This window comes from Cellulophaga baltica, from assembly GCF_900102165.1.
GTDB lineage: Bacteria > Bacteroidota > Bacteroidia > Flavobacteriales > Flavobacteriaceae > Cellulophaga > Cellulophaga baltica.
Map to the genome: position 1 here is coordinate 104,586 of NZ_FNBD01000005.1, position 15,894 is coordinate 120,479.

A 15,894-nucleotide genomic window follows, 5' to 3' on the forward strand; every position below is an offset into this window, starting at 1 on the left:
CTATTACCTTTAATTTAAAAACAGATGAAATATTACATCATTGCAGGAGAAGCTTCGGGCGACTTACATGGTTCTAATTTAATTAAAGCACTGAAACAAAAAGATTCAGAGGCCAATATTAGATGTTGGGGAGGAAACTTAATGCAAGAGGCTGGCGGAACTTTAGCAAAACATTATAAGGAACTTGCCTTTATGGGTTTTATTGAGGTAATTACGAACATCAATACCATTTTCAAAAATATAAGTTTCTGCAAAGAAGATATTGCCTTATTTAACCCTGACGTAATTGTATTTATTGATTACTCTGGTTTTAACTTACGCATTGCTAAATGGGCTAAAGAAGCAGGTTTTAGGACCAACTATTATATTGCACCACAAATTTGGGCATCTAGAGAAAGACGCATTGCGAAGATCAAAACTACTATTGATGAAATGTATGTGACGCTACCTTTTGAGAAAGAATTTTATGAAGAGAAACATCATTTCTCTGTAAATTTCGTTGGCCACCCCTTAATTGATGAAATCGCACAAGCTCCAAAAATTAACGTTGCTGCTTTTAAAAAAGAATACAACCTAGACCAAGAGAAGCCAATTATCGCATTATTACCAGGAAGCAGAAAGCAAGAGGTCTCTAAAATGTTAGCGGTGATGCTTTCTGTCGCCGAGAAATTTGACACCTATCAATTTGTAATTGCTGGAGCACCAAGTTTAGACCAAGAGTTCTATGCGCCATTTTTAAAAAAATCAAACATCAGCTTAATTGCCAACCAAACCTATGGTATTTTACAAATAGCACATGCCGCATTGGTAACAAGTGGAACCGCTACACTAGAAACTGCATTATTTAAAGTACCACAAGTGGTTTGTTATAAAGGTAATTGGATTTCTTATCAAATTGCAAAACGAATAATTACATTGAAATATATTTCGTTAGTAAATTTAATCATGGATAAAGAGGTGGTAAAAGAATTGATACAAGATGCCTTAACCACCAAAAACCTTACGGCAGAATTAACAAAAATTTTAAATCCTGAAACCCGAAAAATTGTCTTGAATAACTACGAAAAACTAGAAGAAAAGCTTGGTGGAACAGGCGCTAGTGCAAAAACCGCGAGCCTCATTATCAGTAACTTAATAAAATAAAAATCAATTTTTTATTAAAAGAACGTTAAGACATGCGGCTATCATTCACTTTAATTCTTTAAATTTGAATTTAGAGTCCCATATTTCTCAACCATGAATCGTAAAATTTTTTACCTATTTTTAGTTGTATTAGCTACTAGCTGCGGCGCAAAAAAAAGCACTTCCAACAATCGCAATACTGACGCCAGAAAAATTACCGTAGAAGCTAATAAATCGGAAACTAAAGCTACTACAGCAAGTAGTTTACCCCGTGCAAATTCTGAATCACCAAGATATCATAGCGTTGCAGAATCTGTTATAAGTTCTGCCTTAGCATTTACAGGTACCCGTTATAAATATGGCGGAACTACCAAAAAAGGAATGGATTGCTCTGGATTATTATATGTTGCTTTTGCTGATCAAGATATTTCCATACCGCGAACCTCTTACGTTATTGCCGAAGAAGGAAAAGACATTCGAGTAAAAGATGTAGATAAAGGCGATTTACTTTTTTTCAAAACGAGTAAACGATCTAAGAGAATAAACCATGTTGGCCTTGTGGTTTCTGTTGATGACGATGGCATAAAATTTATTCACTCTACGACCTCTAGAGGAGTCATAGTATCTTCCTTGAAGGAAGGATATTGGAATTATGCTTTTGTAAAAGCAACAAGAATATTATAACTAATTAACGCCTATGCAGCTCCTGAAATTTGTGCCAATAAAATTGACACTTTTTTTAGTTGCAGGAATTCTTTTTGGGAGATTTATTGAAACCTCCATTAGCATACCATTAATAGCTACGATCTCTACCCTTATCGTAGTAGCCATTTTACTTTATACCACAAGAAAAATAAAAAGTGTTCTTTTTGGAAGCGCAGTACTACTTCTAACCTCTTGTATTGGATTTTTAGCAATTACATTAGCCAATCCCATAAACACCCCTAATCATTACGCTAAAATCTCTAATACCGGCAGTAAAGAGCTTCGGATTAAAATAACAGAAGTATTAAAACCAAATTCGTTTTCGAGACGCTATTTTGCAACGATTCTTGAAGCAGATAAAAGAAGAACAACAGGGAAGATTATACTATCCATTAAAAAAGATAGTAGCTCTCAAGGTTTAAAGGTTGATGACGAGCTTATCACCTTCAATACGTTATCAAGCGTTAAAGTACCACTAAACCCCCATCAATTTAATTACAAAAAATACTTGAAAGGCTTAGGCGTATTTGATCAACTCTACACAACCTCTGCTGAATGCATCCTTCTAAAAGATTCAAAAAGTACTCTATATGGCCATGCAGCCCATTGGAGAGCTACCATCATCACAAAACTAAAAGAACAAAATTTCACTCCAGAAAACCTTAGTGTTATTCAAGCCTTATTATTAGGGCAACGAAATGATATTTCTGAAGAAACTTATGACAATTATAAAGACGCAGGAGCCATTCATATATTAGCGCTATCTGGTTTACATATTGGCATCTTACTTCTTATTCTTCAGTTTCTCTTACAGCCCTTAGAACGTTTACCGCACGGAAAGAAAATAAAATTAGTAGTAATCCTCCTCTTCCTATGGAGCTTCGCCCTACTTGCAGGCCTATCTGCATCAATTGTGAGAGCCGTTACTATGTTTTCATTCCTTGCTTATGCCATGTTCTTAAACCGGCCCACCAACAGCTTTAATATACTTGCGCTATCGCTTTTCTTTATTCTACTAATACAACCAAATTATCTTTTTCAAGTAGGATTTCAAATGAGTTATGCTGCCGTATTTGCTATCCTATGGATCTATCCAATGTTACAACGATTCTGGTTTCCTAAGAATAAAATCGTAAAATACTTTTGGCAGTTATTAAGTGTAAGTATTGCGGCGCAGCTAGGAGTGCTCCCCATCAGCTTATTCTATTTTCACCAATTCCCGGGACTCTTTTTCGTTGCCAATCTATTAATTATTCCATTTTTGGGAATTATACTAGGTATCGGTATTGTCATCATTATCTTATCCCTTACAAATACCTTACCTGCATTTGTTGCAGATGCTTACAATACAATCCTTAGCTATATGAATTTTATAGTACGATGGATTGCCCATCAAGATACTTTTGTTTTTAAAGGCATTTCTTTTGATTTCTTACAGTTACTGGTGCTTTACAGTCTTACATTCCTAATTGTTATTGCTTTTAGCTCCAAAAGACACAAGGTGATTGTTGCTTTTCTCATAGGACTTATTGCGCTGCAATCATACACTTTCTTTTTAAAATACAAGGCTAGCACTACTCATGAAAGTATGGTACTTCATCAATCTAGAGCTACAGGAATTTTAGAAAAAACAGGAACAAGTTTACACCTTTTGAGTACGAATGCCACCGCGTTTGAATATACACTCAAAAATTATCAAATAGAAGAACGGATAGAAACCTTTGCTATAGATACGTTAAGGAACAGCTATCTTTTAGAAGGTAAGAGAATTGCGATTATAGACAGCTTAGCTATTTACCCGAGCCATAAACACAGTACAATTCTTTTGACCCAATCTCCTAACCTAAATTTAGAACGCTTAATAGATTCTATACAACCCCTAGAGCTTATAGCAGACGGAAGCAATTACAGAAGTGATGTAGCCCGATGGAAAGCCACTTGTATAAAAAGAAAACTCCCTTTTCACGACACCGGTGAAAAGGGAGCTTATTATTTAAAACAGAAAGACTAATGTACTTTCCCCATTAATTTTTTAATTAGAGGCGATGCTAAAAGAACAATCACCGCGGCACCAAGAGCGTATTTAGCCACTAAGCCAAACCCATCTGTATAAATACCTAAGGTTTCAAAACCACCTACATTCTTATCCGTACTTTCTATTGCCAATTGCTTACCAATAAAACCTACAATTTGAAATGCAAATGCAGAAGCTAAAAACCAAATTCCCATCATAAAAGCAACAATTCTTTTTGGCGATAAATCAGTTATTTTAGACAATCCAACAGGAGACATGAACAACTCCCCTACCGAAATTAAGAAATACATAATTAGCAAATAAAAAAACGGAACCATCCCATTCTCATCCGCGCTGCCGCTACTCATAGAAAGAATTAAAAAACTAATCCCTGCAAAAGCTAAGCCTAGTCCAAATTTATAAGGTGTTCTTGGGTCTAACTTTTTCTTCTTCAAATAAGTAAATAACATTGAAATTGGAATAGACAAAATAATGATATACATAGAGTTTAATGCATTTGTCTGAGAAGCATCTATAAATGTTAGATTTACATTACGTGCAGCAAACAACGTAATTATACTTCCTGATAGCTCATGAAAACCCCAAAAAATAGTAATAAAGAAGGTTATTAATATGGCTACAATTAATTTTTTACGTTCCTCCGAAGTTGCTTTTACTAATATTTTAATTAAGAAAGCACCAATTGCAATAGCAATAATATAAAAGATAATATTGACAATGTTATCATCTTCTAAGAAACTACCTTTTTCTCCCAAGGCTTTATAAGAAGAAAGTAAATAGGCTATTACTGGCACTGCAACAACTGCTAGGATAGGAATCATCAAACCTTGTTTAACCCCTAATATTGGCTTATCTAGAATTGTTTCTGATGGCGGCAAACCTCTTTGTCCAAAAACATTCTTTTTAATTCCGCTCCAGAAAGCAATCAGCCCCAATAGCATCCCAATACCTGCAAGACCAAAACCATAATGCCAACCGTATTCTCTACCTAACCATCCACAAAGTAATGGCGCAGCAAATCCACCGATATTAATACCCATGTAGAAAATAACGAAACCAGAATCTTTACGAATATCATCTTCTTTATAAAGAGAGCCAACGAATGTGGAGATATTTGGCTTAAAAAAGCCATTTCCAACAACGATTAGGGCTAAAGCGATAAAGAAAGCATAGTTGTTTTCTACCGCTAATACAAAGTGACCAATAGCCATTAAAATTCCGCCTAAGAAGATAGAATTTCGCATGCCTAAAATCTTATCTGAAATACGACCTCCAATTACTGTAGAAGCATATACTAGTGAACCATAAGAGGCATATACGGCAGCGGCAGCAAAATCTCTAGTGGTAAGTGCCGCAAAAACAACATCAACCATGTAAAGCGTAAGCAATGCACGCATTCCATAAAAACTAAAACGCTCCCAAAGCTCCGCAAAAAATAAATAAAACAATCCTTTTGGATGCCCAAATAACTGCGGGTCTTCGAATGGTTTAATCGTCTTTTCCATATACTATATTTAGATTTTTTTGAGTAGTTAGATTATAAGTTTTCTTTAATAAAATTGGTCATTTTGGTATACAAGTGAAGTCTTGTATTACCGCCATAAATACCATGATTTTTATCTGGGTAAATAGCCCAATCAAATGGTTTATTTGCCTGTACTAAGGCCTCTACCATTCGCATAGTATTTTGCACATGTACATTATCATCGCCTGTACCATGAACCAATAAATAATCACCTTTTAAAAGCTCTGGATAATTAAATGGAGAATTATCGTCATAACCACTAGGATTCTCTTGCGGTGTTTGCATGTAACGCTCTGTATAAATGGTATCATAAAATGCCCATGAAGTCACTGGCGCAACAGCAATCGCCATTTCAAAAGTATCGTTTCCTTTAAGAATACAGTTAGTAGACATAAAACCACCATAACTCCATCCCCAAATACCTGTTCTTTCTGCATCAATATATGGCAAATCACTTAGCTTTTTAGCCGCAGCAATTTGATCCTCCACTTCATATTTCCCTAATTCTTTCTGTGTTACTTTTTTAAAATCTCTACCTTTAAAACCTGTACCACGACCATCTACACAAACTACAATATAACCTTCTGATGCTAATAACTGATACCAGTAATCATTAGATGCCATCCAAGAATTTGAAACCGATTGTGATCCAGGACCACTATATTGAAACATAAATAATGGATACTTTTTGGAGGCATCAAAATCTGCAGGCTTTATCATCCACATATTTAACTCGTTCCCATTTATAGCTATTGAAGAAAATTCTTTTGGGCTAATTTCATATGCATCCAATTTAGAAAGCAAGGCTTTATTATCCAGAATTTCTTTTACCCGCTTACCGGTTAGCGCTTCATGCAAACTATATTCTGAAGGAGTATTTACATTTGAAAAATTATTAATGAAGTAAGTAAAGTCAGCACTAAAGTCGGCATTGTTTTGACCATTTTTAGTTGTAAGTCGGCGTTTATCTTTACCACTACTGTCTATACTATAAACACTTCTATTGATAGAACCATCTTCTGTAGATTGATAGTAAACTCTATCCTCCTCTTGGTCGTAGCCATAATAATTAGTTACTTCCCAAGAGCCTTTGGTAATCTGGTTCATTAATTTACCATTCTCATTATACAAATAAATATGGTTAAAACCATCTTTCTCGCTCGTCCAGATAAAACTGTCATCTGCTAAGAAGGTTAGATTATCTGTAACATCAACATACGCTTTATCTTTTTCATCTAAAAGAACAGACACTTTATTATTCTTAGCATTTACTGCATACAACGTTAAATTATCTTGGTGTCTATTCAAGGTTTGAACACTAACCATATTTGCATTGTTCATCCATTTAATTCGTGGAATATAGTATGATGACGGCAACGCTACTTTAGAAATTTCAGACGATTTAACATCTAACATATGCAAACTAACAATAGCATTATTCTCACCGGCCTTAGGATACTTAAAAACTTGCTGAGTTTGATACAATTCAGCACCATACACATCCATTGAAAATTCTGGAACATTAGTTTCATCGAATCTTAAAAAGGCAATTTTAGTTCCATCTGCATTCCAATCAAATGCTCTTACAAATGCAAACTCTTCTTCATATACCCAATCTGTAACCCCATTGATGATTTTATTCTTAACACCATCTTTTGTAACCATAGCTGTGCTATTTTTTGAGATGTCATAGATATAAATGTTATTCTCAAAAACGTAAGCTACTTTACTATTATCAGGAGATAATGTTGGTTCTTGAATTTTATCTTCTGAAATTTTGATGGTTTTACCCGTTTTTACATCATAGATATAATAAATACCTAAAGAAGACCTTCTAAATATAGACTCAACTTCTGTAGCCAACAATACTTTACTTTCATCTGCCGTAAACTCATAGGATGTAAAATAAGGTATGTTTTCAAGGTTTGCAGAATTTACTACAGTACCTACTTTTGCCAAACTAGCATAATCATAGATATCTACACTTGTTGTTTTTGCCGCTCTATCAAAATTTAATACGGTATACTGTGTTCCATTTTTTAAAGACCTAATTTCATCTAGTCCTTCTGTTCTAAATGCACCACCCCATATCTCCTCAAGAGTAATTGCTTTTTTTTGTGCAAACGTAAGACTAGTAGCACTTAAAATAAAAAAGAAAATAAAACCTAATTTTTTCATTTATGTTCCTGTTTGTTAGTATTTGAATTGCAAAATCTGAAAGCTATTTAGCTACATACGAGTACTAAAAGACTTACTTTCTAAAGTTTGATTTCACTTATTCTCAAAATATGATTAAAAACACCAAGTTTAGTAATAATTTCATATAAAAATAAACTTTTAACAAAAAATATCACAAATTGGAGCACACCTTCAAAGATCTTATTCTACCAAATATTTTTTATTCGTAATTACTATCTTTGACACTTGAAACCAAACAAAATATGAACACTCCTATTGAAGGATTTTCCAAGCTTACCAAGGAAGAAAAAATAGCTTGGATAGCGAAAAGCTATACTACAAATTCTAACGAAACGATTGCCATTTTAAAAAGGTATTGGAATACTGACGAAACATTACAAAAACTCCATGATGAGTTTATTGAAAATACCATAACTAATTATTATTTACCTCTTGGTATTGCGCCAAATTTTCTTATTAACGATACCCTTTATGCCATACCAATGGCCATTGAAGAAAGTTCTGTGGTAGCGGCGGCTAGTAAAGCGGCTAAATTTTGGTTAAAACGAGGAGGTTTTAAGACAACGGTAATTAATACCGAAAAAGTAGGACAGGTACACTTTATGTATACTGGAGCTTTTGAAAAATTGGAATCCTTTTTTAATTTGATAGCCCCTAAATTAAAAAAAGATGCCAAGGATATTACCAAAAACATGGAAAAACGTGGAGGCGGTATCTCCGCTATAACCTTACGTAATAAGACAGCAGATTTAGAAAACTACTATCAACTCCATTGCACTTTTGAAACCCTCGATGCCATGGGGGCAAATTTCATCAATTCTTGTTTGGAGCAGTTTGCAGAAACACTTAAGAATGAATTTGCTAAATCACCAGAATTCAAAGAACATGAGGAGCAGTTAGAAATTGTAATGAGCATATTGAGCAACTATGTACCTAATTGTTTAGTCCGCGCAGAAGTTAGCTGCCCTATAGACCAACTAAACGAAGATAAGAATAGTACTGCTCAAGATTTTGCTGAAAAAATTGTTAGAGCCGTGCAAATTGCAAAAGTAGAACCATACCGTGCTGTGACGCACAATAAAGGAATCATGAACGGTATTGATGCCGTTGTCTTAGCTACAGGGAACGACTTTAGAGCCATTGAAGCTGGCATACATGCGTATGCTGCGAAAGATGGAAGTTATAGCAGTTTAACTAATGCTAGTATAGAAAATGGCATATTCAAATTTTGGATTGAAATTCCACTTGCTTTAGGAACAGTAGGCGGACTAACAGGTTTACACCCCTTAGTTAAATTAGCCTTAGAAATACTTCAAAACCCTTCTGCCAAAGATTTAATGCAAATAGTAGCTGTAGCAGGTTTAGCACAAAATTTTGCAGCAGTAAGATCCTTAGTTACTACAGGAATACAACAAGGACATATGAAAATGCACCTGATGAATATCCTAAATCAATTAGGGGCTTCTGAAGGGGATAAAAAAACTTTAGTACACCATTTTAAACACAACACTGTTACACACAGCGCCGTAATAGCAGCTTATAATAGTTTACAAGAAAAAGAATGATTACGAATTTCTACAGTAACGGAAAATTATTAATCACGGGAGAATATGGTGTTTTAGATGGCGCTATAAGCTTAGCACTGCCTACCAAATACGGCCAAACTTTATCGGTAACGCAAAACACTACCCACACTATACAATGGCAAAGTATAGATCATTTAAAAAAGGTTTGGTTTGAAGTACATTTTAAAATAAATACTTTAGAAATTATAAGTTCTAGAAATCAAGAAACTGCATCGGTTTTACAGAAAATGCTTTTGGAGGCTAAAAAATTAAATCCAACTTTCTTATCCGAAACATTAGGATTTAATATACAAACTTCCTTAGACTTTCCTAGAGATTGGGGCCTAGGTTCCTCTTCAACCTTACTCAACAATATAGCACAATGGGCCAAAGTAAGCCCTTATACCTTATTATGGAATTCATTTTCCGGAAGTGGCTATGATATTGCCTGCGCTAAGCACAACACCCCTATTCTATATCAACTAGACAATACAACACCCAACGTAACCGAAACAACCTTTCAGCCAACGTTTAAAGATGATATATACTTTGTACATCTGAATAAAAAACAGAATAGTCGAGAAGGTATTTCCACCTATCGCAAAGCGGACTTTAGTAAACAGGCATTTATTTCAGAGATAAATGCTTTAACAAAAGCAATTATAGCCTGTGAAGATAGTACTGTATTCAAAAGCCTGCTCATGCAACATGAAACAACCGTCAGTGAGGTCTTAAACATGAAACCTGTAAAAGAACTCTTATTCTCAGATTATAAGGGCGCTATTAAGAGCTTAGGAGCCTGGGGAGGTGATTTTATTTTAGCTGCAGGAGACAATACCACTCCTAATTATTTTAAAGAAAAAGGTTATAATACCATACGCTCTTACAAAGACATGATTTTATGATTCTAAAACAGCCCATAACAAAAAAGGCTTCCCGTTGGGAAGCCTTTTTTGTTATTTTAAATACTAGAACTCTAGTAAAACATTGATCTATTATCTTCAATTTCAGAAGCCGCTTTTAAGGCTTGGTATACTGAAGTATTTACTCTTGTACTGTTTGAAGCCTTTAAGGTATTTGCAAACGTACTATAGTTCTCTAGTTTTGTTGCTGGCGTTTTCTTAGTAACCGTTACCATATACACACCACTTTCTCCTTCAATTAATCCTGAAGTTTTTCCTTCTGCTAAAACATATGCAGTACCCGCAACAGCTGGCTCTCTACCTGCTCCAGCAATTGTTGGTGTTTTCACAGATATTGCAGAAGCCGTAGCTGCAGAAACATTGTTGTCTTTTGCAAAAGCATCAAAAGATTTTCCTTTATTCTTTTCGATAATCATAGCTGCTTTTTTCTGCTTACGCAATATTGGCAATACCACTGGAGAAGCATCTTCAGAGGTCATTAACCCTTTAGCATATTTAGCCGTTAATCTAACAACCGCATAACCATCATTTAAATCAAAACGTTTTACATCTCCTATTTCTGAATCTGAATTGAAAGCCCATTGTACAATTGCACGTTGCGATCCTAAACCTGGTAAATTTTCATCCATAGGATTCAATTTATTTACAGGTCTAACTACATAGTTATCTTGTTTAGCCACCTCTTCAAATTTAGCGCTATTTTCTAACGTAGACATTTCAAATTTAGTAGCATCTTGGAAAAGTAAATCTATTGTCTCTTCAGAAGGCTCTACCTCACGTACCAAGTTTGCAACTTGATAAAGATCTTGCTTTTCTTCTACCTTAACAATATGGAAACCGAAATCTGTTTCTACCAAACCAATAGCACCTGTACCATTATTGAAAACAAAATCATTAAATGGTTTTACCATAGCCCCTTCTTGGAAGAATCCTAAATCTCCACCTCTAGGTCCTGAAGGCCCATCTGAGTTTTCTTTGGCAAGATCTGCAAATACAGCCCCTGATTTTTTAGCTTCAGCTAATACTTCTTTTGCCTTACTTTCTGCCTCTTCTTTAGTTCTAGTCACCTCTTCTCCTGCACTAGTTGCTCCTGCAAAAGCGATAAGGATGTGACTAGCTTTTACATTACCACCAGCACGCTTACCTGTTAGTTTAGAAACTTTAAATGTATTGCCGTCACGGTAAGGACCGTAAATCTGTCCTATATTCATTTTCACTAAAGTATCTGCTACTTTTGGTGATAAGCTAGATTTAGGCTTATATATAGTATCAAACTTAGTATCTGAGTTCACATCTAAAAATGCAATATTGTCTAAAGTGTTTCTAAAACCTCTTACAGTCTCAGTAGTATCTTTAGCTTCATTGAACATTTGAGTATCCCCTAATAAAGCTGTAATTTTTTCTTCTACTTCTTTTTCATCTGACAAAGAAGCTTTTTCTTCGAAATACACAAACTGAATATCTCTGCTATCTTCTAGCTTAAAGTCTTCTGCGTGTGCTTTAACATACGATTCTATTTCACTCTTGCTAACTGCAACTGTACTATCTAAGATAGAAGCATAAGGAACTCTTACATAACTAATATCAAACTTATCATTAGCCAATTTGTAATCTAACTCTCCTTCTTTTAATGTTGTTCCAACACCAGCTCTAATTAAGTTAAAGTAGATTTGCTCTTTCGCTGCACGAATAATGCTTTGTTCTTCCTGTAACCATTGTTGGTACCCTGCTGGGTTATTCAACTTTAAATCTGCAATAAAGCTGATAAATTTATTTTCATCAAAAACACCATTCTCATTTAAAAATTGTGGTAATTGAGAATAGGTTGGATTTGTTCTTAAGAAATTTACAATTTGATCTTGTTCTACAACAATACCTAATTTTTCAAATTGTTGGTCTAGAATAGCATTTCTTACGTTCTGCTCGTAAACATTATTTACAACTTGCATTGAAGAAGCATTTGCGCCGTAACTTTTAGACGCTATCTCTACTTGCTCTCTAAAACCATCTATTGAAATCTCGTCGCCATTTACTTCAGCTACTGAAGAACCTACCTTTGCACCAGAAAAAGCATTTGTACTGAATATTCCAGAAATTACAAATGCAAACAATGCTAAACCAATGATTAAAATCAAGATGGTAGTTTTTCTTCTAATTTTATCTAAAATTGCCATTATATTATACTAATTTATATCAGGCGACGAAAATACCATTTTTCTTTCAAATACTAAAGACAAAAAAATATTAAAATAAAACCGCTTAACCATATTATTATCAAGTGATTAGAATGGTACGGGTTTTAAGAAGTAAAAATGATTTAAAAAAAGCAGCAGTTAATCTTTGTCTAAAATTTCCAAGGAAACTAAATCAATCTTAGTACTAGACACTTCCAAGACCGTAAACAAGAAGTGATTAATTTTTATTTGAGAATCTTTATCCGGTATCTCCCCTGTTTCATTCACTATTAAACCACCCAAGGTGCCATATTCATCACTTTCAGGAAGCTCTAATCTATAATTCTCATTAATGTAATCAACATCTAAACGTGCAGAGAACTTATAAAACGTTTCTGACACCTGTTCTTCAAACAAATCTGTAGAATCATGCTCATCCTCTATTTCACCAAAAAGCTCTTCTACGATATCTTCTACCGTCATGATACCAGAGGTACCCCCATATTCATCTAACACTACCGCAATACTCTTTCGTTTTTTAGTAAGACTACTTAAAATATCACTGATAAGCATTGTTTCTGGCACAAACTCTACTGGCATTAAAATGCTTTTTATAGTTTTTGGCTTATTAAAAAGCTCATAAGAATGTACGTAACCTATAATATTATCTACCGTATCCTTATAAATTAAAATTTTAGAATACCCCGTATCCGAAAATCTTTTAGTTAGATTTTTTGGAGACTCATGAATCTCAACAGCTTCAATTTCTGTTCTAGGAATCATAACATCTCTTGCCTTTACCGCAGCAAATTCTAACGCATTTTGAAATATTTGAATTTCAGAATCTACCTCATCCTCTTTCTCTACGGTTTCCATCTGTTCTGTGATGTAGTCTCCTAATTCTATTTTACTAAATGCTAATTGTACCTCATCGCCATCAGTCTTAAAAAAAACTTTCAGGATAATATCTGAAATTTTAATAACAAACTCCGAAATAAACGAAAAAAGAAGGTAAAACAAATATGCAGGTAACGCTAAAGCTTTAAGCAGGCTGTTTGAATATATTTGAAAAAGCACTTTAGGCAAAAATTCTGCCGTTAGCAAAATAACCAATGTAGAAATAACTGTTTGGGTGAGTAAGCTAAAATCTTGAAATAAGGTTTTAAAAATTACACTCTCAAAGGTACCGAAACTCTGAAACCACAACATTAATAAATCACCCATATAAAAACCATACACAACAAGTGCTATGTTGTTACCGATTAACATGGTGGCAATAAATTTAGAAGGCTTTTTGGTTAATCTAGTCAAGATCTTAGCTAAAAAACCATCTTGCTTTTTCTCTATTTCAATATGAATCTTGTTTGCAGAAATAAAAGCAATCTCCATACCTGAAAAAAAGGCAGAAAGTATTAAACAAAAAATTATGATAAGAATTGAAGTTCCCAAAATTATTGATTTTGGTTTTGTTTGTGTTTTTCAAATTTCTTACGGTAGCTTCTTCTAAAGAAAAACATGCCTATAGACATGATTGCAAAAAAGATAAATAGGTAAGCGAATTCACGGTTCTCATTCCAGTCTGTGTAAATGCGGTACAGAGAGAAAAATGCCACAACCAAATATAAGTATTCCGTAAACTTAAAAATCTTAACCATCTATTTCTTTATCTTTTATTATTTTGTATCCGTCTCCTGTTTTATGCGCATTTAAAATGGTAAAATCTCTATTGAAATCCATGCCCATTCCATGAATAAGTGTTCCGTCTTTCTCATCAGAATACTTAAACCTTTCTTGCGTAAAAATCCACTCGTTATGCTGATCGTAATATAACTGCGTTGTTTCTAAACGTTTACCATCCTGCATTTCTATCACTACATTACCCTGCAAATCAATAACGCTAGTGCCGGAATAAATTATTGCATAATCTGACAAAATTACGCTTTTATTACCGTCTTTATCAAAAAACTCAACACGTATTCCTTTTGGAAAAGTACGATGCGGAAAAGAGAGGTTTTCAAAGTCCTCACTAATTTCTCCGGTCAATACAGCAATCTTATTACTTTTAGACACCTCCTCACTTGACAAAACTTCTTTTGCCTCTGTGTATACTAACTTGTAATTTTCCGCAACTCCTTGCGGGTACAAATTCTTTTTAGCTTCTTCTCCGACTCTTTCATAATCATCTGAACAAGCAAAAAAAAGCATTGCCATGGTGTAAACCACAGCAATGCTTTTAAATGTAAATACTTTATTTTTTATCATCTTATAGATTAGGCACTTTTACGCTACCACCTACCCAACAGTTAAAGGTAACAGTTTTACCTGCCATTCCTGAACTAAATATCATTTCTTTTGATGGCGCCTTAGACATGTAACTCGTTACCGCCTGGTTAGATCTACCACTTAAAGAAGGATCAACTCTTCCTGCTTGTCTTGCAATTTCTGCAGCTTTCCAATACATTGCTCTCTTGTCAAAAGCAGTTGCACCACAATCATTAGCACTGTTAGCGTATAATGTTGCTATCAATAAATAAGCCTTACCGTTAGAAGAGTTAGCATCAATTGCTTTCTGAGCATAACTTCTAGCATTAGATCTACTACTTCTAGAATAACTAGTGGCTATTTTGTATAATAAATCTGATTTTTTGTACTTATCCGTCTCTAAATCTACTGCTTTATTAAAGTAAGAAACTGCTGAGCTAGTCTTATTAGCCTTCATTTCTAAATACCCTAAATACACATATAAATCTGCAGTTGGCTCCATTGCTAATTGCGCATCTAACAACTTCTTGAACATTGGATCGTCAGTACATTCTTTGTTGAACATTCTGTTTACCGCTCTTTTTACCCAAGTGATATCACTTTTCTTTTCTTCAAAATTCTTTTGATAAAGAGGAATTAAATTAGAACAGTCTGCCAAAGCACCTAATTTAGAATCAATACTACCTTCAATTTTACCATATGTCTCAGAGTTCTGAGAATCTGCAGCCAAGATTCTCTTTTCTTTAGAAGTAATAGTACCTGCATCTTCTTTAGGCAATAATTGCTCAATACGATCTGTTAATTTTTTATTCTCAACACCTATCTGCTCCATTACATTATCATAGGTATCAAAAACTTCTTGCAAGTCTTTTGATCCTGCATTGTGTAATTCTACTAATTCCGTAAAGTAGATATACAATGCTTTTGGATTGCTGAAATTTGCTTTATCCTGAGTAAAACCTTTATCTAATACCTCAAAGATTTCTTGCTCAGAACCCATTTTGTTATCATACATGGCAATACCCTTATCTGCAGCAACACCTGCTACTGTAAAATTAGAAGGGAAGTGAACTAAACTAGCATCATAAAGATCCATCAAGTCTTTAAAGAAACCTTCTTTTTCAGCTCCTGTTGCTTTTTCAATTTTATAATTTAAAATTCTTTCACCATAAGCAAAATTTGCTTTGTGTAAACTTGGGCAGTTATCATAAACCATTTTCCATGGTGTGTATGCTGCTTCATAATTCTTAACTTTTACGTGCTCTGAGTATATAGACAGGTTTGTTGTACATTCCGGATTGTTTTGAGCCGACATTGTTCCTACAAAGCCTAAAACCGCAAGGGCTACGATGTAAAACTTCTTTTTCATAATCTAGTATTTAAT

11 protein-coding genes are annotated in these 15,894 nt (G+C 34.3%); 5 read left to right on the forward strand and 6 right to left on the reverse strand.

From position 1 onward, the window contains the following. Positions 1-24 precede the first annotated feature (24 nt). The 3 genes from lpxB to BLQ19_RS10100 all read left to right on the forward strand — a co-directional run bounded on the left by lpxB (position 25) and on the right by BLQ19_RS10100 (position 3,838). Complete coding sequence (gene lpxB / locus BLQ19_RS10090; protein ID WP_074538269.1) at positions 25-1,143, forward strand: lipid-A-disaccharide synthase; 1,119 nt, start codon at positions 25-27, stop codon at positions 1,141-1,143. A 93-nt stretch (positions 1,144-1,236) separates the two neighbouring features. Continuing rightward, a complete protein-coding gene (locus BLQ19_RS10095; protein WP_074538270.1) occupies positions 1,237-1,806 on the forward strand; it encodes a C40 family peptidase in 570 nt (189 codons plus the stop codon). A gap of 13 nt (positions 1,807-1,819) precedes the next feature. Then, positions 1,820-3,838 (forward strand): ComEC/Rec2 family competence protein, encoded by a 2,019-nt coding sequence (locus BLQ19_RS10100; protein ID WP_074538271.1) that lies wholly within the window; start codon positions 1,820-1,822, stop codon positions 3,836-3,838. Here the strand turns inward: BLQ19_RS10100 and BLQ19_RS10105 are convergent. Then, entirely contained in the window at positions 3,835-5,367 is a 1,533-nt protein-coding gene (locus BLQ19_RS10105; protein WP_074538272.1) for a peptide MFS transporter, read from the reverse strand. The genes BLQ19_RS10100 and BLQ19_RS10105 overlap by 4 nt on opposite strands. Before the next feature lie 32 nt (positions 5,368-5,399). After that, positions 5,400-7,565: a S9 family peptidase gene (locus BLQ19_RS10110; RefSeq protein ID WP_074538273.1), complete on the reverse strand. Its 2,166-nt coding sequence runs from the start codon at positions 7,563-7,565 to the stop codon at positions 5,400-5,402. A 263-nt stretch (positions 7,566-7,828) separates the two neighbouring features. On the opposite strand from BLQ19_RS10110, the gene BLQ19_RS10115 reads away from it, so the two are divergent. Together BLQ19_RS10115 and BLQ19_RS10120 are read left to right on the forward strand one after the other, a co-directional pair. Then, a complete protein-coding gene (locus tag BLQ19_RS10115; RefSeq protein WP_074538274.1) occupies positions 7,829-9,151 on the forward strand; it encodes a hydroxymethylglutaryl-CoA reductase, degradative in 1,323 nt (440 codons plus the stop codon). Further along, the gene (locus BLQ19_RS10120) at positions 9,148-10,056 is read left to right on the forward strand and encodes a GYDIA family GHMP kinase (protein ID WP_074538275.1); all 909 of its coding nucleotides are present in this window, start codon (positions 9,148-9,150) and stop codon (positions 10,054-10,056) included. Before BLQ19_RS10115 ends, BLQ19_RS10120 begins: the two co-directional genes overlap by 4 nt. Before the next feature lie 71 nt (positions 10,057-10,127). Here BLQ19_RS10120 and BLQ19_RS10125 read toward each other — a convergent pair whose 3' ends face one another. The 4 genes from BLQ19_RS10125 to BLQ19_RS10145 all read right to left on the reverse strand — a co-directional run bounded on the left by BLQ19_RS10125 (position 10,128) and on the right by BLQ19_RS10145 (position 15,879). Next, positions 10,128-12,248 carry a peptidylprolyl isomerase gene (locus BLQ19_RS10125; RefSeq protein WP_074538276.1) on the reverse strand — a complete coding sequence of 707 codons (2,121 nt, stop codon included), beginning with the start codon at positions 12,246-12,248 and terminating at the stop codon, positions 10,128-10,130. A gap of 159 nt (positions 12,249-12,407) precedes the next feature. Then, positions 12,408-13,637, reverse strand: coding sequence for a hemolysin family protein (locus BLQ19_RS10130; protein WP_051333131.1), 1,230 nt, complete (start codon positions 13,635-13,637; stop codon positions 12,408-12,410). Positions 13,638-13,895: 258 nt separating this feature from the next. After that, complete coding sequence (gene lptC, locus BLQ19_RS10140) at positions 13,896-14,510, reverse strand: LPS export ABC transporter periplasmic protein LptC (protein ID WP_024478999.1); 615 nt, start codon at positions 14,508-14,510, stop codon at positions 13,896-13,898. A gap of 1 nt (position 14,511) precedes the next feature. Further along, positions 14,512-15,879: a tetratricopeptide repeat protein gene (locus BLQ19_RS10145; RefSeq protein ID WP_074538277.1), complete on the reverse strand. Its 1,368-nt coding sequence runs from the start codon at positions 15,877-15,879 to the stop codon at positions 14,512-14,514. Positions 15,880-15,894 lie beyond the last annotated feature (15 nt).

Excerpts from the sequence above, each read along its gene's own strand:
- lpxB (WP_074538269.1), top strand. The coding sequence starts at position 25 with ATGAAATATTACATCATTGCAGGAGAAGCTTCGGGCGACTTACATGGT.
- BLQ19_RS10095 (WP_074538270.1), top strand. The coding sequence starts at position 1,237 with ATGAATCGTAAAATTTTTTACCTATTTTTAGTTGTATTAGCTACTAGC.
- BLQ19_RS10100 (WP_074538271.1), top strand. The coding sequence starts at position 1,820 with ATGCAGCTCCTGAAATTTGTGCCAATAAAATTGACACTTTTTTTAGTT.
- BLQ19_RS10105 (WP_074538272.1), bottom strand. The coding sequence starts at position 5,367 with ATGGAAAAGACGATTAAACCATTCGAAGACCCGCAGTTATTTGGGCAT.
- BLQ19_RS10110 (WP_074538273.1), bottom strand. The coding sequence starts at position 7,565 with ATGAAAAAATTAGGTTTTATTTTCTTTTTTATTTTAAGTGCTACTAGT.
- BLQ19_RS10115 (WP_074538274.1), top strand. The coding sequence starts at position 7,829 with ATGAACACTCCTATTGAAGGATTTTCCAAGCTTACCAAGGAAGAAAAA.
- BLQ19_RS10120 (WP_074538275.1), top strand. The coding sequence starts at position 9,148 with ATGATTACGAATTTCTACAGTAACGGAAAATTATTAATCACGGGAGAA.
- BLQ19_RS10125 (WP_074538276.1), bottom strand. The coding sequence starts at position 12,248 with ATGGCAATTTTAGATAAAATTAGAAGAAAAACTACCATCTTGATTTTA.
- BLQ19_RS10130 (WP_051333131.1), bottom strand. The coding sequence starts at position 13,637 with ATGGAGATTGCTTTTATTTCTGCAAACAAGATTCATATTGAAATAGAG.
- lptC (WP_024478999.1), bottom strand. The coding sequence starts at position 14,510 with ATGATAAAAAATAAAGTATTTACATTTAAAAGCATTGCTGTGGTTTAC.
- BLQ19_RS10145 (WP_074538277.1), bottom strand. The coding sequence starts at position 15,879 with ATGAAAAAGAAGTTTTACATCGTAGCCCTTGCGGTTTTAGGCTTTGTA.